The 21145-nt window shown below is 63.0% G+C and carries 23 protein-coding genes; 11 read left to right on the top strand and 12 right to left on the bottom strand.

The window, feature by feature from the left end; all coding sequences use genetic code 11:
• Positions 1-73: 73 nt before the first annotated feature.
• From A9O65_RS15705 to lhpI, 5 genes are all read left to right on the top strand, one after another.
• Positions 74-1150, top strand: coding sequence for a TRAP transporter substrate-binding protein (locus A9O65_RS15705; protein WP_064702607.1), 1077 nt, complete (start codon positions 74-76; stop codon positions 1148-1150).
• A gap of 84 nt (positions 1151-1234) precedes the next feature.
• Entirely contained in the window at positions 1235-1777 is a 543-nt protein-coding gene (locus A9O65_RS15700) for a TRAP transporter small permease (protein ID WP_064700268.1), read from the top strand.
• The gene (locus tag A9O65_RS15695; protein WP_064702606.1) at positions 1774-3051 is read left to right on the top strand and encodes a TRAP transporter large permease; all 1278 of its coding nucleotides are present in this window, start codon (positions 1774-1776) and stop codon (positions 3049-3051) included. Before A9O65_RS15700 ends, A9O65_RS15695 begins: the two co-directional genes overlap by 4 nt.
• A 22-nt stretch (positions 3052-3073) precedes the next feature.
• Positions 3074-4126, top strand: coding sequence for a histone deacetylase family protein (locus tag A9O65_RS15690; protein ID WP_064702605.1), 1053 nt, complete (start codon positions 3074-3076; stop codon positions 4124-4126).
• A gap of 16 nt (positions 4127-4142) precedes the next feature.
• Positions 4143-5090: a bifunctional Delta(1)-pyrroline-2-carboxylate/Delta(1)-piperideine-2-carboxylate reductase gene (gene lhpI, locus A9O65_RS15685; protein ID WP_064702604.1), complete on the top strand. Its 948-nt coding sequence runs from the start codon at positions 4143-4145 to the stop codon at positions 5088-5090.
• An 83-nt stretch (positions 5091-5173) separates the two neighbouring features.
• Here the strand turns inward: lhpI and A9O65_RS15680 are convergent, their stop codons facing one another.
• The 5 genes from A9O65_RS15680 to A9O65_RS15660 form a co-directional block, all read right to left on the bottom strand.
• Positions 5174-5653, bottom strand: coding sequence for a phosphate-starvation-inducible PsiE family protein (locus A9O65_RS15680; RefSeq protein WP_064702603.1), 480 nt, complete (start codon positions 5651-5653; stop codon positions 5174-5176).
• Positions 5654-5928: 275 nt separating this feature from the next.
• A complete protein-coding gene (locus A9O65_RS15675) occupies positions 5929-6663 on the bottom strand; it encodes an RNA methyltransferase (RefSeq protein ID WP_064702602.1) in 735 nt (244 codons plus the stop codon).
• Between the two features lie 174 nt (positions 6664-6837).
• Positions 6838-8484, bottom strand: a complete 1647-nt coding sequence (groL, locus tag A9O65_RS15670) for a chaperonin GroEL (protein WP_064700262.1) — start codon at positions 8482-8484, stop codon at positions 6838-6840.
• A gap of 61 nt (positions 8485-8545) precedes the next feature.
• Entirely contained in the window at positions 8546-8839 is a 294-nt protein-coding gene (locus A9O65_RS15665; protein ID WP_013332630.1) for a co-chaperone GroES, read from the bottom strand.
• Between the two features lie 203 nt (positions 8840-9042).
• Complete coding sequence (locus tag A9O65_RS15660; RefSeq protein WP_064700261.1) at positions 9043-9558, bottom strand: FxsA family protein; 516 nt, start codon at positions 9556-9558, stop codon at positions 9043-9045.
• 151 nt (positions 9559-9709) lie between these two features.
• Between A9O65_RS15660 and A9O65_RS15655 the strand changes: the two genes are divergently transcribed.
• On the top strand, positions 9710-10471 hold the full coding sequence (locus A9O65_RS15655) for an SDR family oxidoreductase (protein WP_064702601.1): 762 nt from the start codon (positions 9710-9712) through the stop codon (positions 10469-10471).
• 114 nt (positions 10472-10585) lie between these two features.
• On the opposite strand, the gene A9O65_RS15650 is transcribed toward A9O65_RS15655, so the two are convergent.
• Complete coding sequence (locus tag A9O65_RS15650) at positions 10586-10936, bottom strand: ComEA family DNA-binding protein (protein ID WP_082920034.1); 351 nt, start codon at positions 10934-10936, stop codon at positions 10586-10588.
• 214 nt (positions 10937-11150) lie between these two features.
• Here A9O65_RS15650 and pyrF point away from each other — a divergent pair, with 214 nt between their 5' ends.
• Positions 11151-11852 carry an orotidine-5'-phosphate decarboxylase gene (gene pyrF, locus A9O65_RS15645; RefSeq protein ID WP_064702600.1) on the top strand — a complete coding sequence of 234 codons (702 nt, stop codon included), beginning with the start codon at positions 11151-11153 and terminating at the stop codon, positions 11850-11852.
• Positions 11853-11857: 5 nt separating this feature from the next.
• On the opposite strand, the gene lapB is transcribed toward pyrF, so the two are convergent.
• From lapB to A9O65_RS15630, 3 genes are read right to left on the bottom strand one after another with little or no spacing between them, the layout of a single operon-like run.
• Positions 11858-13039 carry a lipopolysaccharide assembly protein LapB gene (gene lapB, locus A9O65_RS15640; protein WP_064702599.1) on the bottom strand — a complete coding sequence of 394 codons (1182 nt, stop codon included), beginning with the start codon at positions 13037-13039 and terminating at the stop codon, positions 11858-11860.
• A gap of 1 nt (position 13040) precedes the next feature.
• Positions 13041-13346: a LapA family protein gene (locus tag A9O65_RS15635; protein WP_064700257.1), complete on the bottom strand. Its 306-nt coding sequence runs from the start codon at positions 13344-13346 to the stop codon at positions 13041-13043.
• Positions 13347-13401: 55 nt separating this feature from the next.
• A complete protein-coding gene (locus A9O65_RS15630) occupies positions 13402-13770 on the bottom strand; it encodes an integration host factor subunit beta (protein WP_258027411.1) in 369 nt (122 codons plus the stop codon).
• Positions 13771-13958: 188 nt separating this feature from the next.
• On the opposite strand from A9O65_RS15630, the gene A9O65_RS15625 reads away from it, so the two are divergent.
• Together A9O65_RS15625 and A9O65_RS15620 are read left to right on the top strand one after the other, a co-directional pair.
• Complete coding sequence (locus tag A9O65_RS15625) at positions 13959-14252, top strand: FAD assembly factor SdhE (RefSeq protein WP_064700255.1); 294 nt, start codon at positions 13959-13961, stop codon at positions 14250-14252.
• The gene (locus A9O65_RS15620) at positions 14233-14610 is read left to right on the top strand and encodes a protein YgfX (RefSeq protein ID WP_139180696.1); all 378 of its coding nucleotides are present in this window, start codon (positions 14233-14235) and stop codon (positions 14608-14610) included. The genes A9O65_RS15625 and A9O65_RS15620 overlap by 20 nt, the downstream gene beginning before the upstream one ends.
• A 31-nt stretch (positions 14611-14641) precedes the next feature.
• Here the strand turns inward: A9O65_RS15620 and nadB are convergent, their stop codons facing one another.
• From nadB to A9O65_RS15605, 3 genes are all read right to left on the bottom strand, one after another.
• Entirely contained in the window at positions 14642-16246 is a 1605-nt protein-coding gene (gene nadB / locus A9O65_RS15615; protein ID WP_064702598.1) for an L-aspartate oxidase, read from the bottom strand.
• A complete protein-coding gene (locus A9O65_RS15610; protein WP_064700252.1) occupies positions 16227-17384 on the bottom strand; it encodes an FUSC family protein in 1158 nt (385 codons plus the stop codon). The genes nadB and A9O65_RS15610 overlap by 20 nt, the downstream gene beginning before the upstream one ends.
• 249 nt (positions 17385-17633) lie before the next feature.
• Positions 17634-17945 carry a hypothetical protein gene (locus A9O65_RS15605; RefSeq protein ID WP_139180697.1) on the bottom strand — a complete coding sequence of 104 codons (312 nt, stop codon included), beginning with the start codon at positions 17943-17945 and terminating at the stop codon, positions 17634-17636.
• Positions 17946-18304: 359 nt separating this feature from the next.
• Between A9O65_RS15605 and A9O65_RS15600 the strand changes: the two genes are divergently transcribed.
• Positions 18305-19762, top strand: a complete 1458-nt coding sequence (locus A9O65_RS15600; RefSeq protein ID WP_064702597.1) for a catalase — start codon at positions 18305-18307, stop codon at positions 19760-19762.
• Between the two features lie 649 nt (positions 19763-20411).
• Positions 20412-21145, top strand: a 734-nt coding sequence (locus A9O65_RS15595) for a calcium-binding protein (RefSeq protein WP_501161665.1), incomplete at its 3' end; no start/stop codon positions are given.

The following is a 21145-nucleotide window of genomic DNA, read 5'->3' as shown; positions in this document are numbered from 1 at the left end:
GCTGTACAGCGGCCTGTCGTGGACATCGTCTCACGATGGGCGATAACAACAGCAAAGACGCGAGGACGATACGATGCCGAGCCATTCCTTCGGCCGCCTGACGGCACTGGCCGCCTTGCCGTTGGCCATGGTCAGCGCCCAGGTGCAGGCCCAGTCCCACGAGATGGCCATTGCCACCCTGATTCCCGAAAACCTCGAGAACAACAGCATCTATCCTGCCCTGGTGCACTTCAAGGAACGGGTCGAATCGCTCACCAGTGGCGATCTGGCGGTCAACATCTTCGGTGGCGGTCAGATGGGCTCCGAGGTGGAAACCGGCTCGCAGGTGCAGGCCGGCGGCCGCGCCCTTCAGTCGAGCGTACTCACTTCCGGGGCGATGTCGTCCTTCTACGAGGATTACCAGGTGGTCACCGCGCCCTTCCTGTTCGACAACTGGCGGCAGGCCTGGGCCTTCTTCGACAGCCAGTGGTTCGCGGATTTCATGTCCGGCGCCATCGAGGCGGCCGACATGCGCTATCTGGGAACTTTCGATGACGGTGGCGGCTTCGTGGCCTTCACCAACAACGAGCGCCTGATCAAGACCGTCGACGATCTCGAAGGACTCAACATCCGCACCGAGGAAAATCCCGCTCACGTGGCCACCATGAAGGCGTTGGGCGCCTCGGCCACGCCGTTGCCCTGGGGGGAGCTGATCACTGCCCTGGAAACCGGTCTGGCCGATGGCCAGTTCAACGCGCCGGTGATCAATACCACCTATGGCCTGGACGAAGTGACCGACTACACCACCCTGACCGGCCATGTCTACAACAGTGCGTCCTGGGTGGTCAGCGAGACCTGGTTTCAGACGTTGCCCGAGGACTACCAGCGCATCGTCACCGAGGCGGCCCGGGAAGCGGTGGAGTTGAGTCACGGCGCCTCGGCAATGCTTGCCACAGCCAGTTGGCAGACGTCCTGCGAGCTGTTCGAGGAGTGCTACATCATGCCCACCGAGGAACGCCAGCGGATGGCCGAGATCGCCCGACCGGCCTGGAAGCAATGGATCGTCGAGGACTTCGGCGCCGATGAGCAACTGGTCGAGGACATGCTGGCCAAGGTCGATGCGCTGCGCGATTCGCTGCCGGAGGAGGCCTTCCAGCGTTATGGCCAGTAAGGCCCGATACGTTGTGCGATAGCCGTGGTGGGACAGGGTTCCGCCACGGCCAATGTCTCTGGTTCGCTCATTCGGATATCGATCATGTCGCGACTGACCCAGGCCCGCCGCTTCAGTGATGCCGTCAACCAGGTCGCCATCGTGATTTGCGTGACCTGCATCCTCGGCATGCTGGCCATTTCCTTCACGGGGTTTCTGTACACGCTGTTCACCGGTGGGGCCCTGAGCTGGACCTATTCGCTGGCCAGACTGTTTCTGCCATGGATCGGCATGCTGTCGTCGACCATTGCCCTGCATGCCGGCGAGCACGTGGCCATGACACTGCTGATGCGCGTGCTGCCCGAGGCCCTGGTCAAGGTGGCCGCCGTGCTCACTCTGGCGGTGATCGCCTTCTTCGCGCTGCTGGTGATCTGGTACGGCTGGAGCTTCTTCCAGAACGCCACCCAGGTCTACATGGTCTCGGATGCCATCCAGATCTCGCGCAAGTGGACGGCCATCGCCGTGCCGATCTCCGGCGTCATCTTCCTGCTGCACCTGGTACACGGCTTCAGCCTGCTGGAGCATTTCACCGACGAGTCCGCGGTGATCGAGGAGGTGATCCGCCAGGACGAGGAATCCCGCTCATGACGCCCGCCATCATCGCCTTCGTCGTCGTGCTGTTGATCGGGGCTCCGGTCGCCGTGGTCATGGCGATCTCCGGGGTCGCCGGTGTCTATTCGCTGGGCGGCGAGCGCCTGGTCGGCATCATCGTCGATCGCATGTTTGCCGGTGTCTCCGGCTACATGCTGATCGCCGTGCCGTACTTCATCTTCACCGCCGAGTTGATGAACCAGGGCGGGCTGACCCAGAAACTGATCGCCTTCAACAATGCCTTGTTCGGTCGCATTCGCGGGGCTCTTTCCCACGTCAACGTCACGGTGTCGTTGTTCTTCGCCGGCCTGACCGGGGCGGCCATCACCGATACCGTGGCGATCGGCAAGATCATGATTCCCGAGATGAAAAAGCAGGGATATGACGCCGAGTATGCCGCCGCCATCACGGCCTGTTCATCGATCATCGGGCCGATCATTCCGCCCAGCGTGGTGATGGTGGTCTATGCGACCCTGCTGCGCGACATCTCGGTGATCGACCTGTTCGCCGGCGGTATCCTGCCCGGTGTGCTCATGACCGCCGCATTGCTGCTGACCAGCATTGTGCTGGCCTGGCTACGAGGGTATCCGAAGCAGGCCGGCACGCCGATTCGCGTGGCCGTCCTGGCGTTCTTCTCGGCGCTGCCGGCCATGCTGGTGCCATTGATCATTCTCGGCGGTATTCTCTCGGGCATGACGACCATCACCGAGGCCTCGGGGTTTGCGGCCGTCTACGCGATCTTCATCGGCGCGGTCTTCTATCGCAACCTGAGCCCGAAGAAGATCTGGAATGCCCTGGTGACCACGGTGAAGTTCTCCGGGGTGGTGTTCTTCCTACTGGCGACCTCGGCGGTACTCGGCTGGTTCGTGACGCGCTCCGGCATCGCCCGGGAGGCCGCCACGGCCATTGCCACGTTGAGCGATGTGCCCTTCGTGCAGATCATGCTGGTGTGCCTGTTGCTGGTCGTGCTCGGCACGGTGATGGATGTGTTGCCGGCGCTGGTGGTGATCGGCCCGGTGGTGGTTCCGGCCATGGTATCGCTCGGTTTCGATCCGCTGCATTTCGCCATCGTCATGATCGTCACGCTCAACATCGCCAATGTCACGCCTCCCGTGGGCATGACCCTGATGACGGCGGCGCGTATCGCCGAGGTGCCCTATGAACGGGCGATCCTGGCCTCCCTACCGTTCTACTGTGCCTTCATCGCCGTGGTGGTGCTGCTGGCCGCTTTTCCGTTCCTTTCCACCTGGATTCCCTCGCTGCTTGGCTGAGGGACGACGCAAGGAGGCGCGCATGAGGCTTTTCTATCACCCCGATCAGGAACGTCATGCACCGGAGCACTTCCTGTTGCGAGGACGGCCGGCCCCTTCACCGGAAGGACCGGTGCGCGCCGAGTTGCTGGCGCAGGGCCTGGCCGAGGTCGGGATGTCGCTGACCGCGCCTGGCATCGTCGACAGCGAGCGCCTGAGAACGCGCCTGGCGCGGATTCATGCGCCGCGCTATCTCGATTTTCTGGCGACCATTCACGAGCGCTGGCAGGCATTGCCGAATGCCGCCGAGATCGTCGCGCCCAATGTGCACCCCTGTGGTGGCGGCCATCATTATCCGCGGCATCCGGTCGGCCAGGCCGGTTGGCATCTGCATGACATGGCCTGCCCGATCACCGCCGACAGCTTTGCCGGCATCCTGGCCAGCGCGGCCTCCGCCCAGGCTGCGGCCGAGGCGGTCAACGGCAGCGAGCATCATGCCTATGCCCTGTGCCGGCCACCGGGACATCACGCCGGCCCGGAGCGTGCCGGGGGCTTCTGCTTTCTCAATAACGCCGCCCTGGCCGCCACGGTGCTGCGTGAGAGTTTCGCGCGGGTGGCCATCGTCGATGTGGACCTGCACCACGGCAATGGCACCCAGGACATCTTCTATGCCCGTCGCGATGTCTGGACGGGCTCGCTGCATGCCGATCCGGCGGACTTCTATCCCTTCTTCTGGGGTGGGGCCGAGGAGACCGGCGAGGGAGAAGGCGAGGGTGCCAACGTCAATCTGCCGTTGCCTCTGGGAAGCGGTGGCCGGGTCTTTCTCGATGGCCTGGAATCGCTGCTCGCCCGGCTGGCCGATTACGAGCCCCAGGCCATGGTGGTAGCGCTCGGCCTGGATGCCCACAAGGCCGATCCCCTGGCGGGGCTGGCCCTGGAGACCGGAGACTTCACGGCAATGGGCCTCCAGCTCGCCGAACTCGACCTGCCCACGGTGCTGGTACAGGAGGGCGGCTACCCCACCGATGAGCTGGGCCATAACCTGGCGGCTTTCATGGCCGGCTTCGCCGGTGTCCGAGAAGGAACTTGCCAATGATCACGGGAGGAGTGACATGCGCATCATCGACGCCGAGGAAGTTGCCGTCGGCCTGGCCTGGCCGGCGCTGGTGGACCGATTGGCTCATACGTTTCGCCAGGGCGTGGTCTCGCCGCCCCGTCACCACCATGGCGTGCAGCGTCACGACGGCGAGGCGACCCTGTTGCTGATGCCGGCCTGGGAGCAGGACGGTTATATCGGGGTGAAGATGGTCAATGTCTTTCCCCAGAACGCCACGCATGGCCTGCCGGCGATCGCCGGCGTCTACCTGCTCAGCGAGGGCGACCATGGGCAACCGCTGGCCTGTATCGACGGCAGCGAGCTGACGCGCCGTCGCACCGCCGCCGCTTCGGCATTGGCCGCCCGTGAACTGGCCCGCGAGGACGCCGAGACGCTGCTGGTGGTGGGCACCGGCAAGCTGGCGCCGATGGTTATCGAGGCACATGCCTCGGTGCGGCCGATTCGTCGCGTCCGTATCTGGGGGCGCCACCCGGACAAGGCTCGCCGGCTGGCCGACGAATACGCCGAGCGCTTCGATACCGCGGTGGTAAGCGACCTGCAAGGGGCGTGTGGCGAGGCCGATCTGGTCAGCTGCGTGACGCTTTCCACCGAGCCGCTGGTGCGTGGCGCGTGGCTGGCGCCGGGAGCGCATCTTGACCTGATCGGTGCCTTCAAGCCAGACATGCGCGAGAGTGATGGCGAGTGCCTGCGGCGCGGCGAAGTCTTCGTGGATACCTATGCCGGCGCACGGGGCGAAGCTGGAGATATCCATCAGGCCATCGACGAGGGCGCCTTCGCGTTCGAGGACATCCGTGCCGAGCTCGCCGAGTTGCTCTCGGGGAGCGAGCCCGGGCGCAGTGGTCCCGAGGCGATCACGGTCTTCAAGTCGGTGGGGGCGTCGCTGGAGGACCTGGCGGCGGCCATCGAGGTCTGGGAAGGCCGCCGGAGAGCAGGCGGCGCTTGAAGCGCCCGCTTGGCAGATCGCCGAGCTCGGGGCCGCACGGCGAGTTCGGCGCAGGGTGTCGGGCTGCGAGGCTCGCCGGAGGCTCAGTACTTGCGGGCGACGAGCCAGTGGGTGACGCCCAGCGCCAGGACCACGGTGGCGATGGCAAAGACGTACTCGGCCGAGACGGTTTCGATGTCCAGCACGATCACCTTCCGGGCGATGGCCATCAACGCCGTGGCGATGACCAATTGGATCGGCAGGACGCTGGTGCCGAGATAGAGACGAATGTTGATAAAGATCTCGATGGCGATCAGCACCACCATGAAGGCGCCGAACAGCCGGAAAATATCGCCGACCTCCAGCAGCAGGTAGGGCGGAGAGGCGAGCTGTTGGTAAAGGACGTAGATGACGTCGAAGATGCCCCACAGGATCACCAGCACCATCAGCACTGCCAGTATCTTGACGCCGATGCGGATGACGCGATGCAGGATGCCGATCAACGGATCGACGTGTTCCTCGGGGAGTTCGTCGTGGACGAGTCTATGGTGTGGCTCCTGGCGAGCTTCGGGGTCCGTGCTCATGGCATTTCTCCTGGCCGATCTGCATCGCACTTTGCCATTATGCTTGTTAATCAGCCAAGAAAAACGCCACGGTGACCCCCACCGTGGCGAGCGATTCCAGTCCTCCCTGGGCATCGTCCTGATGCCGATTTCCTTGAGGGGCGTCCTGCCCCTTGGCGTCCCTGGCAACGATAATGGCAGTGTCCCTTGCCCCCGTCCCATCCTCGGACATGTGCACTATCACGCATCGAGATGACAGTGGTGTGTCGCGTAAATGACGTTTCGTTGACGATGGGTCACGTGTCGCGAATGCCGTCTTCCAGCGAACTCAACAGGCCGCGCAGCAACGAAATGTCACGTCGGGTCGGTTGGGCGCGGTCGAACAGGGCACGCAACTGTTCCTCGGTGCGGGCATGGGGCTGGGTGATGAAACCGCTGGCATGCATGACCCGCGAGAGGTGCTCATGGAAGTGATCGATCTGCTGGCGGGTCGGCAAGGGCGCTGAGGCATGCCGGGGCGCCTGATAATCGCTGTCGGGACGACGCCGCCAGGCACCGAAGGTCTCGTAGGCCAGCACCTGCACGGCCTGGGACAGGTTGAGCACGCCATAGTCCGGGTTGGCAGGGATGCTGACCTGGTGGCTGCAGTCGCGGATCTCGTCGTTGGTCAGGCCGAAGCGTTCGCGTCCGAAGACCAGGGCAACGGGCGCTTCGCTGGCATTGTCGACCAGGCTTGTGGCCATCTCCGACGGCTCGTCGTAGTGGGGCAGGGGATAACTGCGCAGTCGGGCACTGGCGCCGACCACCTGCACGCAGTCGGTCACTGCCTCGGCCAGCGACGAGACGACGGTGGCGTTGTTGACGACATCCTCGGCTCCGGCAGCAAGCCGGGAGGCCTCGGGGTCGGGATAGCAGCGCGGGTTGACCAGCACCAGGTCGGTGAGGCCCATGGTCTTCATGGCCCGCGCCGAGGCGCCGATGTTACCGGGATGATAGGTCTGAACGAGAACGATGCGGATGTTCGACAGCATAGACAAAGGAGGCAAGAGGTAAGGGGAAAGAGAAGCGAGCGACGGGCCGGATGCTCCGTATGGGCAGGAATTCTACATGGTCCTTCTGACTTCTTCTCTGCTCGCATAAAAGAAACCCCCGCCGGTTTCCCGGCGAGGGTCTGTCTCAGGCTGGGCCTGGGAAGGGGGGACGGCTTACATCATGCCGCCCATGCCTCCCATGCCGCCCATGCCACCCATGTCGCCGCCACCGGAGTCTTTCTCGTCCGGATCGTCGGCGATCATGCACTCGGTGGTGATCATCAGGCCGGCGATGGAGCCAGCAGACTGCACGGCGCTGCGAGTGACCTTGGCCGGGTCCAGCACGCCCATTTCGAACAGGTCGCCGAACTCGCCGGTCTGAGCGTTGTAGCCGAAGTTGCCTTCACCGTCCTTGACGCGGTTCAGGATCACGGACGCTTCCTGGCCGGCGTTGGTGACGATCTGGCGCAGCGGGGCTTCCATGGCACGCACGGCGATGGCGATGCCGTGGGTCTGATCCTCGTTCTCGCCCTTGAGGTCGGCGATCTTGGTCAGCACACGGATCAGGGCGGTACCACCGCCGGGCACCACGCCTTCCTCGACGGCGGCGCGAGTGGAGTGAAGGGCGTCCTCGACGCGTGCCTTCTTCTCTTTCATCTCCACTTCGGTGGCGGCACCGACGCGGATCACGGCCACGCCGCCGGCCAGCTTGGCGACGCGCTCCTGGAGCTTCTCACGATCGTAGTCGGAGGAGGTCTCCTCGATCTGGGCACGGATCTGGCTGACGCGAGCCTCGATGTCGCTGTCCTGGCCGGCGCCATCGATGATGGTGGTGTTCTCCTTGGACATGGTCACGCGCTTGGCGGTGCCCAGGTGGTCCAGGGTGGTCTGCTCGAGATCCAGGCCCACTTCCTCGGAGATCACGGTGCCGCCGGTGAGGATGGCGATGTCCTGCAGCATGGCCTTGCGACGATCACCGAAGCCGGGTGCCTTGGCAGCGGCGACCTTGACGATGCCGCGCATGTTGTTCACCACCAGGGTTGCCAGGGCTTCGCCCTCGATGTCCTCGGCGATGATGACCAGCGGCTTGCCTGCCTTGGCCACGGCTTCCAGGGTCGGCAGCAGTTCGCGGATGTTGGAGACCTTCTTGTCCACCAGCAGGATGAACGGGTCTTCCAGTTCCACGGCCATGGTGTCCTGGTTGGTCACGAAGTACGGCGAGAGGTAGCCGCGGTCGAACTGCATGCCTTCCACGACATCCAGCTCGTCGTCGAAGCCACGACCTTCATCGACGGTGATGACGCCTTCCTTGCCGACCTTCTCCATGGCGTCGGCGATGATCTGGCCGATGCGCTTGTCGCCGTTGGCGGAGATGGTGCCGACCTGAGCGATGGCGCTGGAGTCGGTGCACGGCACGGACAGCTCGCCGATTTCCTTGACGGCGGCCTCGACGGCCTGGTCGATGCCGCGCTTCAGGTCCATCGGGTTCATGCCGGCGATGACGCCTTTCAGGCCCTCGGTGACGATGGACTGAGCCAGCACGGTGGCGGTGGTGGTGCCGTCACCGGCGACGTCGGAGGTCTTGGAAGCGACTTCCTTGACCATCTGGGCGCCCATGTTCTCGAACTTGTCCTTGAGTTCGATCTCCTTGGCGACGGAAACGCCGTCCTTGGTCACGGTCGGCGCGCCGAAGGACTTTTCCAGCACCACGTTGCGGCCTTTCGGACCCAGGGTCGCCTTGACGGCGTTGGCCAGGGTGTCGACGCCCTTCGCCATGCGAGTGCGTGCATCACTGGAGAACTTGACTTGTTTCGCTGCCATTTTCGTATGCTTCCTGTGAGTTCGTGAACGTCAGAATTCGAGCGGTGTACGGCGTCGCGGCTCAGCCCTCGACGACGGCCAGGATGTCGGATTCACTCATGATCAGGACTTCTTCGCCGTCGACTTTCTGCTTCTCGACGCCGAAGCCTTCCTTGAAGATCACGGTGTCGCCGACCTTGACGTCGAGCGGACGGACATCGCCGCTTTCCAGAATCCGGCCGTTACCGACGGCGAGCACTTCGCCCCGTGTCGGCTTTTCCTGGGCGCTGCCCGGGAGCACGATGCCGCCTGCGGTCTTTTGCTCTTCTTCAACGCGACGGATGACGACGCGATCGTGCAAGGGACGGATGTTCATTGCTCACGTTCTCCTGATGGTTTGCTGTGCCGGGCGTCGCTGCCACGGCGGTTGACATCATCAACCCGCGGATCGGCCCGCGGGTGAAGGCGGCCTTCGCCTTCCGTGTGAATGACCCCGGCTCGCCGGGGTCGAAGCTCGTTGCTGACGGATAGGTGGGGCTTGCTGAACGGCTTTCAAGTCCCCGGCGACAAAAAAATTCTTCAGCCTCGACGATGTTCGTCGCGACCGATGAAATCCCCTTCCAAGGGGCCTTCGGTGTTGTCGTGGCGACTTGTGCCGTCTGCCTCGCGCTGGCGGGCGTCGGCCTGTTGCCAGTCGGCATCGGCTTCCGTTCGCCAGCTTGCTCCCTGGACATGCAGGTGGCCCATGCGCAGGCCGAGCCAGCCGAGCAGTTTGCCCATCAAGCGACGGGCGTCGGGAATCAAGCACATGAAGCCCAGGGCGTCGGACAGAAAGCCCGGCGCCATCAGCAGGGCGCCGCCGAAGATCAGGGCCGCGCCGGTCAGCAACTCTCCGGAAGGTACCTCGCCTCGTGCCATGCGCTCTTGCGCCCGAGCGAAGGTGGCAACACCCTCGCGGCGGATGAGGTGCAGGCCGATGAAGCCGGTACCCAGTACCAGGACCAGGGTGGTCAGCAGCCCGATCTGACTGCCGACCGAGAACAGCAGGATGAAGTCGAGCAAGGCGAAAAGGGTAAAGATGACAAGAAACGGCATGATGACTCCAGTATGACGGTTGCCCATGACATGGGGGCGGGAGGGGAAAAATCAAGACGGGGTACTGCCAAGGAAGGATGTCGTCGTGCGATGGGCAACGTAGACTCTAGCGTTGTTCACTATCCAGTTATTCATGCCTGGGAGGGCGCGCATGCAACTCGATAACAAGGTCATCGCCATTACCGGTGGTGCCCAGGGGCTGGGGCTGGCCATGGCCGAGCGGCTGGGGCGTCGAGGCGCGAGCCTGGCATTGCTCGACAGGGATGGCGAACGCCTCGACGAGGCGCTTGGCAACCTGGAGCATGCGGGCATCCAGGCCCAGGGCTTCGGGGTCGATGTGGCCGAGGAAGGCTCGGTTCGTGAGGCGTTCTCCGCGATCGAGTCGTCGCTTGGCCCTCTCGACGGGCTGGTCAACAATGCCGGCATCGTTCGCGATGGCATGCTGGTCAAGGTACGGGATGGTCGAGTGGAGACGACCATGTCGCTGTCGCAATGGCAAAGTGTCATCGACGTGAACCTGACGGGCGTCTTTCTTTGCGGGCGTGAAGCGGCGGCTCGAATGATCGAGGCAGGGCGAGCAGGTGTGATCGTCAATATCTCCAGCATCTCCCGAGCAGGCAACCGAGGGCAGAGCAACTATTCGGCCGCCAAGGCCGGAGTGGCGGCGCTGACTGTGACCTGGGCCGGCGAGCTGGCGCGCCATGACATTCGCGTCGGAGGCGTTGCCCCTGGTTTCATCGAGACGGAGATGACCGCCTCGATCCGTGAGGACATGCTCGAACGCATCACCGCCGGGGTGCCCCTGAAGCGGCTGGGGCAACCGGAAGACATCGCCGAGAGCGTGGCCTTCATCTTCGAGAACGATTACTTCACCGGCAGGATTCTGGAGTGCGACGGGGGCTTGCGGCTGTAGGCAGGTGTCGTGGCGACGGCCCTTCGTGCGTCGAGCTTCAGACGCGCCTGGAGCGTCGAGTCGACGCCACCGGCTGGGCCGGCGACGTCATGCGCAGGTGTCAGGATGCACGGGTCAGTATGTCACCTCATCTTTCAAGGCCTCGACGGTCGCCTCGCCGATTCCCTTGACCCGGGTCAGGTCGTCGGCGTTCTCGAAGGGGCCGTTGGCATCGCGGTCCTCGACGATGGCGCTGGCCTTGACCTCGCCGATGCCGGGCAGCTCGGTGAGCAGGGTGGCATCGGCCGTATTGATGTCGATGGGCGCGATGCCGAGGTGCTCCGCCGAGGTTGATGCGGGCTCGGCTGTCGATGCGGGGTCGGTTGTCGACGTGTCGCTGCTGTCCTCGGCCAGTGTGGGCTGCGCGATGCCCAGCAGCAGTGCCAGGCCCAGGCTGGTGGTCAGTCCCTTGATGTCGATATGCATGCCGGCCTCCTTGTGGCGTTCAGGATCAGGAAGGTTGCGGAAAGGCGATATGCCCATGCTTCAAGCTAGTGCCGGCTGGTCGACATCGGCGTAGGCGAAAGTGGAAGCGGCGGCGCGGTGATCGAGGACACGCGGCGCGCGAGATCAGCCAAGTGCGGCGAAGTCCATGGCTGATATACTGTTCCGGATCATCTCACTGTCCAGGAGCCCGCTCGTGTCCACTGCCTCTCCCTTGATCATCGCGCTCGATTACACGTCGCTGGATGCCGCTCTGTGCATGGCTGATCGGCTCGATCCGACGCGTTGCCGGCTCAAGGTCGGCAAGGAGCTGTTCACTCGCAGTGGCCCCGATGTACTGGAGGCGTTGCATGGGCGTGGCTTCGAGGTGTTTCTCGACCTCAAGTTTCACGACATTCCCAATACCGTGGCGGGGGCCGTGCAGGCCGCCGCCGAGCAGGGCGTGTGGATGGTCAATGTGCATGCCGCCGGGGGGCGACGGATGATGGAGGCCGCGCGCGAGCGTCTCGAGCAGCATGCCCTGTCGACCCACCTGATTGCGGTGACGGTGCTGACCAGCATGGAGGAACAGGACCTGGCCGAAGTGGGCATTACGTCCTCGATGGAGCAGCAGGTGACGCGGCTGGCGACTTTGGCGAAGGATTGCGGGTTGGATGGCGTGGTCTGTTCGTCCCAGGAGGCTGAGCGCTTGCGCGAGTCGTGTGGCCCCTCCTTTCTCAAGGTGACACCGGGCATTCGACCGGCTTCGGCAGCGGCCGACGATCAGCGCCGCATCATGACGCCGAGTGCTGCCATGGCGGCGGGAAGCACGCATCTTGTGGTGGGGCGTCCTGTCACCCAGGCCAGCGATCCCATGGCGGCCCTGCTGGCCATCGAGCGTGAGCTCGCCCTGGACTGACGGCGCTATTCCCCTTCGATGCCGGTAATCGGCTTGGTGGTGCCCCAGCTACGACACCGGGGGCACTGCCAATGGAGTTGCTCGCCGCTGAAACCGCAGCGGCGACAGCGATGGCGAGGAAGCGCCTTGAGCAGGGTGCCGGTGTGATGCTGCAAGAGGTCGATGCGTTCATCCTGGGTGGCGGTGTCCTGGCGGTAGAGTCGCATCAGGTAGTCGACGGCACCCAGGCTGGGTTCGCGGTTGAGCTGCCGGGCCACCAACTCGAGCGCGGCATTGGCATCGCCATGATGGCGGCGCAGAGTTTCGGCCAGCAGGATGATCACGCTGGTGTAAGGGGTCTTCTCCAGCAGTGATTCAAGATGCTGGATCAGGCCGGTCTCGTCGTCCAGCAGCCGGTAGGCATGACTCAAGGGTTCCAGCATGGTGGGCACGAAGGCCTTGTCCTGCTCCGGTATGCGGCTCAGCAGGCGGATGGCCTGGCGGTACTGGCCGGTATCCAGGGCCATGTCGGCGAGCAGCAGGTTGGCGCGCACGCAACGTCCATCGGTGGACAGGGCCTGCTTGAGATGGCGACGGGCCAGCACGGGGCTTGCCGAATGGCGCTCCTGGTCGGCCAGCTCGCACAACCAGTGGGCAGCGGCGCGACGAATGTCCTCGTCTTGCCGGACCAGGGAGGGCAGGGCAACGTCGAGGGCGGCTTGCCATTCTCCCTCGCGCTCCAGCAGGTCGACCAGCAGTCGCTTTGCCGACCGGCGTAGCCCATCGCTCTGGGCGTCCTTGACGAGTCCTTGCAGCAGGCGCTCGGCGCGATCCAGCAGCCCCAGGTGGAGGAAGTCGCGGGAAAGTTCCAGCTGGACACGGTCGCCCTGGTCGCCGGAGAGCGTCGGCCGCGCGAGAAGATTCTGGTGGACCTTCACGGCACGGTCGGCCTCGCCGCGACTGCGGAAAAGGTTGCCCAGGGCGATGTGGGTCTCGATGGTGTCGCTGTTGACCTCGAGGGCACCGATGAAGGTCTCGATGGCCCGATCCTGCTGATCGTTGAGCAGGTAGTTGAGCCCCACGAAGTAATCCCGGGCCAGAGTGGGCGACGTTCCCGTCGCGCTGGTGCCTCGGCGTTCGCGGCGGCCCAGCCACCATCCGATGGCGACCGCTGCCAACAACAGGGCTAGCAGCAGAACGTCGGGCATGTCAGGGGAGTTCCTTCATCTCCTGGATACGCAGCCGGTCGAGTTCCTTGCGTTGCTGCTGGTTATGGCGTTGTGCGCGAGTCAGAAGGGCGCGCAGGCGCAGGTAGACGCCACTCATGGCCAGCATGCCGAGCAGCACGCCGATGGCCAGCGAAGCCAGCAGCCAGACGGATAGCGAGGCCTCGGGGAGTTCGACCCAGATCAGGTTGAGGGGCAGGGCCTGCTGGTTATTGACGGCAAACAGGATGCCGACCAGCAACACCGCCAGCAGGATGATGGCCATGATCAGGCCTTTGAGCCAACGCATGTGCTTGTTCCCGTGTCATATGGTTGAGAGTGGTCAGCCGGGCGGAGGCTGGTGTTCAGTAGCCCAGGGCGCGGCTGGCATCGACCTGCTCGCGCAGCTCCTTGCCGGGCTTGAAGTGTGGCACGAACTTGCCGTTCAGCGCGACCGGATCGCCGGTTTTGGGATTGCGCCCGATGCGAGGCTCCCGATAATGCAGCGAGAAGCTGCCGAAACCACGGATCTCCACTCGGCCGCCATCGGCCAGGGTATCGGTGATATCGTCGAGTATCATGCGAACGGCGGTTTCCACATCCTTGACCGATAGCTCCGGTTGTCGCATGGCAATCTGTTCGATCAATTCGGACTTGGTCATCGGCTCTCTCCGTGATGCCCGGCGGGGTCGGCTTGTGCCGAGTGGATTGTTTGCTTCAGCATACTGTGCAATTCTCGATAAAACAACGCACTACAACCTTAGCCACAAGCATCGGCCTTGGCCAGGCGGGAGGGACGCCCTGCGGGTGTGTTCCGGATGGCACCCTGGCAGCGTCCTGGCGAGGGGCATTCCGCTACTGCTCGTGTCGCTGAGCCTCGGGTATACTGATGCAACACTCACTCGATGCAACGAGGCCGACCTTGAACGATGATGCGTCCGCCGCAAGCGCTCAGCGCAAGCGTCTCTACTGGCACTCCCGGCGTGGTATGTGGGAACTCGATCTGCTGCTGGTTCCCTTTCTGGAACAACGTTATGACGAGCTCGATGAGCGGGACCAAGCGGCCTACCGCGCCCTGATCGGCGAGGAGGACCAGGACTTGTTCTTCTGGCTGATGCGCCGCGACTGGCCCGAGGAGCCCGAGCGTCGTCGCATCGTGAAGATGATCGTCGAGCATGCCGAGTCCACCGATAACAGTGCCTATCACGGCCTCTAGACTCTCGTTGGGGCTGCATGCTGCCCTGGGGGCTGGTGTGGTCGGGGCCTTGGGCTGGTGGGCGCCAGCCTGGCTGGCTGTGACAGGAGGACTGGCCGTTGCCGGCATGCTGGCCTGTATCGTGCGAGCCACTCCCCGTGGCGAGCTTCGTCTCTCGCCACGGGATGGCACGCCGCCAACCTGGAGCTGGCGTGACCGCCGTCAGGATGACTGGCGTGATATCGAGCTTCGCTGTGACTATCTCGGCCCGTGGCTGATCGGACTGCGTGGTGAGCAGGGGCGCCTCTGGCTGTGGCCGGACAGTGCGCCCCCGGCCCGCTTGAGGGCGTTGCGCCGAGCCTTGCTGTCGCTTGGTTGATCGCCGCTCGATTGCCCGTCGTTGTGTTGTACTATCCGTTGCCGATAGGTGTTTCCGCAGGCACGTGCAATGCGCTCAGGTGAATGCGCGAGGGTGACGGAGGCGTATCGGCGTGCAGCGGGCAGTCAGGGTTGTGATGCAAGCCGCGTGATTCTCGACGAGCCCTTGCGCTGGACACGGTCAGCCGTGCGAGGCGAAGGGCATGCCAGAGGCTGGCGGCCTCGGCATCCGGGGCCGCTTCGGCCAGATGGGGAGCGAGGCATTCGTGGATCTCGGCCAGCGCGTGGGCGGCTTCGTCCAGGCCGGCGTCGCTGCGCACGATGGCGACCCTGGTACTCATCACGCCACGCATGGCATCACGCAGTTCGCCGATCTGCTCGCGGGAGGGGCGCTGCGTTCCCCAGGAGCGCTCGACCAGCGGCGCCGTGCTGGCGGTCGATCCCTCGGCAAGGCGACGGGCGCAGCCGCGGGCGAAGGCCAGGCACTCCAGCAAGGAGTTGCTGGCCATGCGGTTGGCGCCATGAAGGCCCGTACAGGCGACCTCGCCGATGGCGTAGAGATGGGGAACCGTGGTGGCACCTGCGAGATCGGTGCCGACACCGCCACAGCTATAGTGAGCGGCCGGCACTACCGGGATCGGTTCGCGGGCGAGATCGAGGCCACGTGCGGCACAGTGGGCGTGAATGGTGGGGAAGTGGTGACGAATCGCCTCCTCGCCGAGGTGGCGGATATCCAGCCAGACATGCGCCAGGCCGCTGCGTTGCATTTCCGTGTCGATGGCTCGAGCCACGATATCGCGCGGGGCAAGCTCGGCCCTGGGATCGATGGTGGGCATGAAGCGTTCGCCGTCGGCGCCGAGCAGGTAACCGCCTTCGCCGCGTACCGCTTCGCTGATCAGGAAGGGTGTCCCCTCCGGATCGTAGAGGCAGGTGGGGTGAAACTGCTGGAATTCGAGGTTCATCAACTCTGCGCCGAGCTCGGCGGCCATCATCATGCCTTCGCCGCTGGCAGGGTGAGGGCTGGTGGTATGCCGATAGAGGCCGCTGGCGCCGCCGGTCGCCAGCACGGTGTCCCGGGCCAGCAGGGCATGCAACTGGCCGGTGGCGTCGAGACAGCGGGCGCCCCGGCAATGGCCGGCGGTATCGGCCATCAGCTCGATGGCGCTCAGGTCGTGGCGCACCGTGATGTTGGCGTGTGCGCCGACATGGCGTTCCAGAGTCTCGATCACCGCTCGACCGGTGGCGTCGTCGGCGTGAATGATGCGTCGCGCGCCGTGGCCGCCTTCCCGGGTAAGGTGATAGGGATAGCCGGCCTTCGGGTCTGGGTCGGGAGTGAAGGGGACGCCCAGCGACAGTAGCCATTCGATGGCGGCTGGCCCCTGATCCACGGTGAAGCGTACGGCGGCTTCGTCGCACAGCCCGTCTCCGGCCACCAGCGTGTCGGCAACATGGGCCTCGACATCGTCGCAGGGCGACAGGACCGCGGCGATGCCGCCCTGGGCCCAGCGGCTGGCGCCTCGTGCGTCCGGGCTGGGTTGCAAGAGGGTCACGGCGCGTCGATCGGCGATCTCCAGTGCCAGCGCCAGGCCGGCGGCGCCACCGCCGATGATCAGCACATCATGATGGCTCTCGGTCATCCGACTCTCCTTGATGGGGCGTAGGGGCCTTGTCCCGATGCGGAGCCTCCAGGCCATGGCGCCGGGCGCGCTTGCGTAGACGGCGGCTGGGAAGACGTTCCAGGCCACCGAGCCGTGTGATCAATTCGCCGCTCAAGCGGGCCAATTCGCGATTGAGCCACAGATAGCCGCTGGGACTGAACAGCTTGCGACCGTCCTCTCCGTAGGCATCGCCAGCAAGGGCGGCGTGACGCTGCAGGTCGAAGGGAGCAATGTCGACATCGATCGGCTGGCCGGTGCGGACCTGGAAGGCCAGGGTGCCGAGGTTGCGCGCCAGGGTATGCTGCTGATCGCGCAGTCCATGCATGGCCTCGATGCGTTCATGGCCGGCTCGAGTGTTCCAGTGGGTTTCCAGCAGCAGTTCGATGGTGGACAGCATGCGGCGTTGCAGGGAAATGAGATCATCGAGTTCGCCGCGTCGCAGGCGACGTTCACGATGAATGGCATCGACCAGGCCGCGTTGCTTGGTCAATAGCCCGCTGCAGTGCTTGAGCAGCTCGCGTGTATCGAGATCCGGTGCCGATGTGGCTGACGTATGGGCATGAAACAGTCGTGCCATGCGGTCCAGGTTGTCGGCCAGCATGAAGCGCAGATTGTCGGTCGCCTTGTGAGGCAGTACCAGAATGGTCACGACAATGCCGATCAGGGTGCCCAGCAGGACGTCGAAACTGCGCCACAGGGCGACGGCGAGGTCGTGGGAGCCACCCCCGACCACCAGCAGCAGGGTGATGGTGAACATCAACCCGCCGTAACCGTAGCGTTTACCGAAGGTGATCCAGGTGACGATGACAATACCGAGCAGGCTGCCGATCGGGATCAGCCAGGTCAGGGCGGTGGGCAGCAGGATCAGCAGCAGTCCCCACAGGGCGCCCAGGACGGTGCCGAGCAGGCGCTGCCGCCCCTTGTCGAGCACGCCTCCAATATGGGGGAGGTTGCCCATCACCATCGCCGTGCTGACCAGTGCCCAACCGCTGTGCGGGATGGTGAAGAACTGGATGACGCCATAGGTGATGCAAAGTGCCAGACCAACGCGCATGACGTGGAACATGCGGTGGTGACGATGCGTGAAGTAGGGGTCGCGCAGCCGCGCCAGGATCATGGGGCGGCCACCCTGTCGCACTTCCAGACGGGAGGGATGCGCCGAGCAAGGTGAAAAGCCGTGCGCACGGCCTTTGGCATGGTTGCGTGACGATGCTCAGGGCCGATGAGCGGGGTTGCGCTTGTCATGCAACTCTCTTGTGCAACTTTCTCGAAAATCACAGGATCACGATATAACGTCGGTGAGTCGCGCGTCAGTCTAGCATGGATGCCGACGGACAATCCTCCTCATCGAGGCAAGCCTTTGGCCTCATGACCCCGCATTCTGGAGGCAGTCCCGATAATGGGAAAGAGCGAATTCCTGTCGGGCTCGATCCTGCATCACGCTTGTGTGATAGCGAGGCTGCTCGAATGCCTTTTCTATCAGGAGGCGAGTGGCGGGCGTCTGGTCGAGGCGTTCCAGCAGGTTGTCCTTGGCGCCTCCCTTTTGACGGTTCTGCATGATGTGTGCGGCGACGTCGGACGCTCTCTCGCACTGGCCCGCATGATCCATGCCTTGTCCATTGGCATGCATGCCTGCCCCCAGCACCAGACAAAATGTGCCAATCATCCATGGCTTCATGTCGGTTCCCTGCATTTCCTGTAATCGGACCACGTCGAGCCGTATGGCTTATCGCAGAGTAGCCTGCAAGGGCATCGGGGGAAAGCAATAACCCTGCAATCTCGATGGCGAATCCTGGGTGTCGGGCCGGATTGGTCCGCGCAGCATCGCCATTGCCGGCCCGCTCATCCCGCGATGAGCGGGTTGGACAACACTTCTGTTTATTTCTATAACCTGTTATTCAGGCCCATAGCCTGCTAATGGACCCATGGGATGGGTCGCCGAGAGCGATATCGTCTCGCTCATGCGTATCTGGCCGATATGCGAAGCGTCGAGACGTAGAGCCGATGTCGCAACCGCAGCAATCAGGAGGAACGACCGTGACGAACGATAATCGCAAGCCCACCACGAATGATGCCGGGAACCCCATCGCCAGTGATGAGCACTCGCTGACCGTGGGGCGAGATGGTCCGATAGTGCTCCATGATCACTATCTCATCGAGCAGATGGCGAACTTCAACCGTGAGCGGATCCCCGAGCGTCAACCGCACGCCAAGGGGGGCGGCGCTTTCGGCCACTTCGAGGTCACCTGCGACGTCAGCCAATATACCAAGGCGGCCGTATTCCAGCCGAACACCAGAACGGAAACCTTGATTCGCTTTTCCACCGTGGCTGGTGAGCGGGGCAGCCCGGACACCTGGCGCGATCCGCGAGGTTTCGCACTGAAGTTCTATACCTCGGAAGGCAACTTCGACATCGTAGGGAACAACACGCCGGTATTCTTCCTGCGTGATCCCATGAAGTTCCAGCATTTCATACGCTCACAGAAGCGTCGGGCAGATACCAACTTGCGCGATCATGACATGCAGTGGGACTTCTGGACCTTGTCTCCGGAATCCGCTCACCAGGTGGCCTGGTTGATGGGCGATCGAGGCATCCCCAAGAGCTGGCGCCACATGAATGGCTATTCCAGTCATACCTATATGTGGGTCAATGATGCGGGGGAACGCTTCTGGGTCAAGTACCACTTCAAGACTGATCAAGGCATTGAATGTCTCACCCAGGAAGAAGCTGACCGACTTGCCGGAGAAGATGGCGACTACCATCAGCGTGATCTGTACAACGCGATCGAGCGTGGCGACTATCCCAGTTGGACGCTCTACATGCAGATCATGCCGTTCGAGGATGCCGAAACGTATCGGTTCAATCCGTTCGATCTGACCAAAGTCTGGCCGCATGAGGACTATCCATTGATCGAAGTTGGCCGGCTGACGCTGGATCGCAATCCCACCGATTATCACACCGAGATCGAGCAGGCCGCCTTCGAGCCGAGCAACATGGTGCCGGGGACCGGGTTCAGCCCCGACAAGATGTTGCTGGCGCGAGTGTTCGCCTATGCCGATGCCCATCGAGCCCGCCTGGGAGTGAATTACAAGCAGATTCCGGTCAATGCGCCCAAGGTGCCGGTACATAGTTACAGCAAGGATGGCGCAATGCGGGTTCAGAACGTCTCCGATCCGGTCTATGCCCCCAATTCCAAGGGCGGGCCACAAGCCGACAGCGAGGCGTTCCCGGAATCCGCTACCTGGAGCAACAGCGGTGAGCTCGTGCGTGAGGCCTATACATTGCGCCAGGATGATGACGATTGGGGGCAGGCACATGCACTCGTTCGCCATGTGATGGACGATGCCCAGCGCGATCGGCTGGTTTCCAATGTGGTGGGGCACCTGTCGGGTGGCGTGAGTCAACCTGTGCTGGAGCGTGCCTTCGAGTACTGGCGAAACATCGATCAGGAAGTCGGTGACCGTATCGCCGATGCCTTCAAGAACGCGAATTGACCCATCGGATCGGCCCGTCACCGATACGGTGGCGGGCTTTCCGTACCATCAGACACCTTCCGTGGAGGTGCTATTGGACGAGGACGACAGCAGCGTCACGCTGATGACACGGCATTCAACTGGTATGCCTCAGGAACTTGAAAGCACTACTGACCGCAGGAAGCAGACAGGTGGAATTTGAGGACTGGAGAAAGGTCCTGCCGGTTGGTTGACGGGAGTTTTGTTGCCGAGGCATTCAAGTTACTCTGAATCTTGATAAGTATTAGCTAATTCAGTGTTAATTAAAACATGAATGCCTTCGCTTTTGACAATCTTAAAAAGCCGTTGTTGCTGAAAAATGATGAACTTTTGTTAAATTTCTTGGTGGCTTCCCCTAGATGTCATAGTTTATAGTTTCGTTTTACTGCCTCGTTAATTATTAATTATTGTAAACTTTGTTGACGGCCTGTCCGAAGTTTATAAAATGCCTTCCATAACATCTGGCCGTCCAATAGAAGAGGTTAGTGGACGGCCGCTTCATTCTTATTCCCCTCTTCGCTGACAGTTTAGAACCTCCTCGGTAATGCTTCCGAGAGTGCTTTATTATTGTAAGTTGCTGAAAATAAAAGGCTTCTTCTAGATCACTGACATCCACTGAAGGGATAAAGAAATGGCTGTAATAAACGGTACCCCCGACAGCGACCACATCATCGGTACTCCCGAGGACGACATCATCGAGGGACTCGGTGGCGATGATACCCTGGAGGGGAGAGACGGCAATGACACCCTGAGAGGTGGCGATGGTGGCGATACCCTGTGGGGGGAAGGTGGCGATGACATCCTGGAGGGGGGGAACGGCGGTGATACCCTGCACGGTGGCATCGGCAACGACACCCTGGCAGGTGGCCCCGGCGCGGATACCATGCATGGTGATGCCGGCGATGACATCCTGGAGGGAGGAGATGGCAATGATACCATGCGGGGTGGAGATGGCAGCGACACCCTGAAGGGCGGCAATGGCACGGATGCCGTGCATGGTGGCGCGGGCAACGATCAGCTGATTGCCTCTGGCGATACCGGTGTCGACAAGATCGATTACCTGTATGGCGAAGAGGACAACGACACCATCACGATCATCGCCGATGACATACCGGACGGCAGCACTATCCACGCCTCCGGGGGAGCGGGCAGTGACACCATCATCGTGCAGGGTGAAGGCTACACCATCACCGACAACAATGAAGGTGGCACAGACGGCACGATGACGGTCACGGATGGCAACAAGACCTTCTATGTCGACTATTCCTCCGCCGAGAGCAAGGAAGAGGTCATCTGCTTTGCCGAGGGCACGCTGATCGACACGCCAGCGGGCGAGGTGCCCGTAGAACAGCTCCGAATCGGCGA

Source organism: Halomonas caseinilytica (genome assembly GCF_001662305.1).
Taxonomy (GTDB): Bacteria; Pseudomonadota; Gammaproteobacteria; order Pseudomonadales; family Halomonadaceae; genus Halomonas; species Halomonas caseinilytica.
The sequence above is the reverse complement of the archived record's forward strand: the minus strand, read 5'-3'. Positions and strand labels throughout refer to the sequence as shown.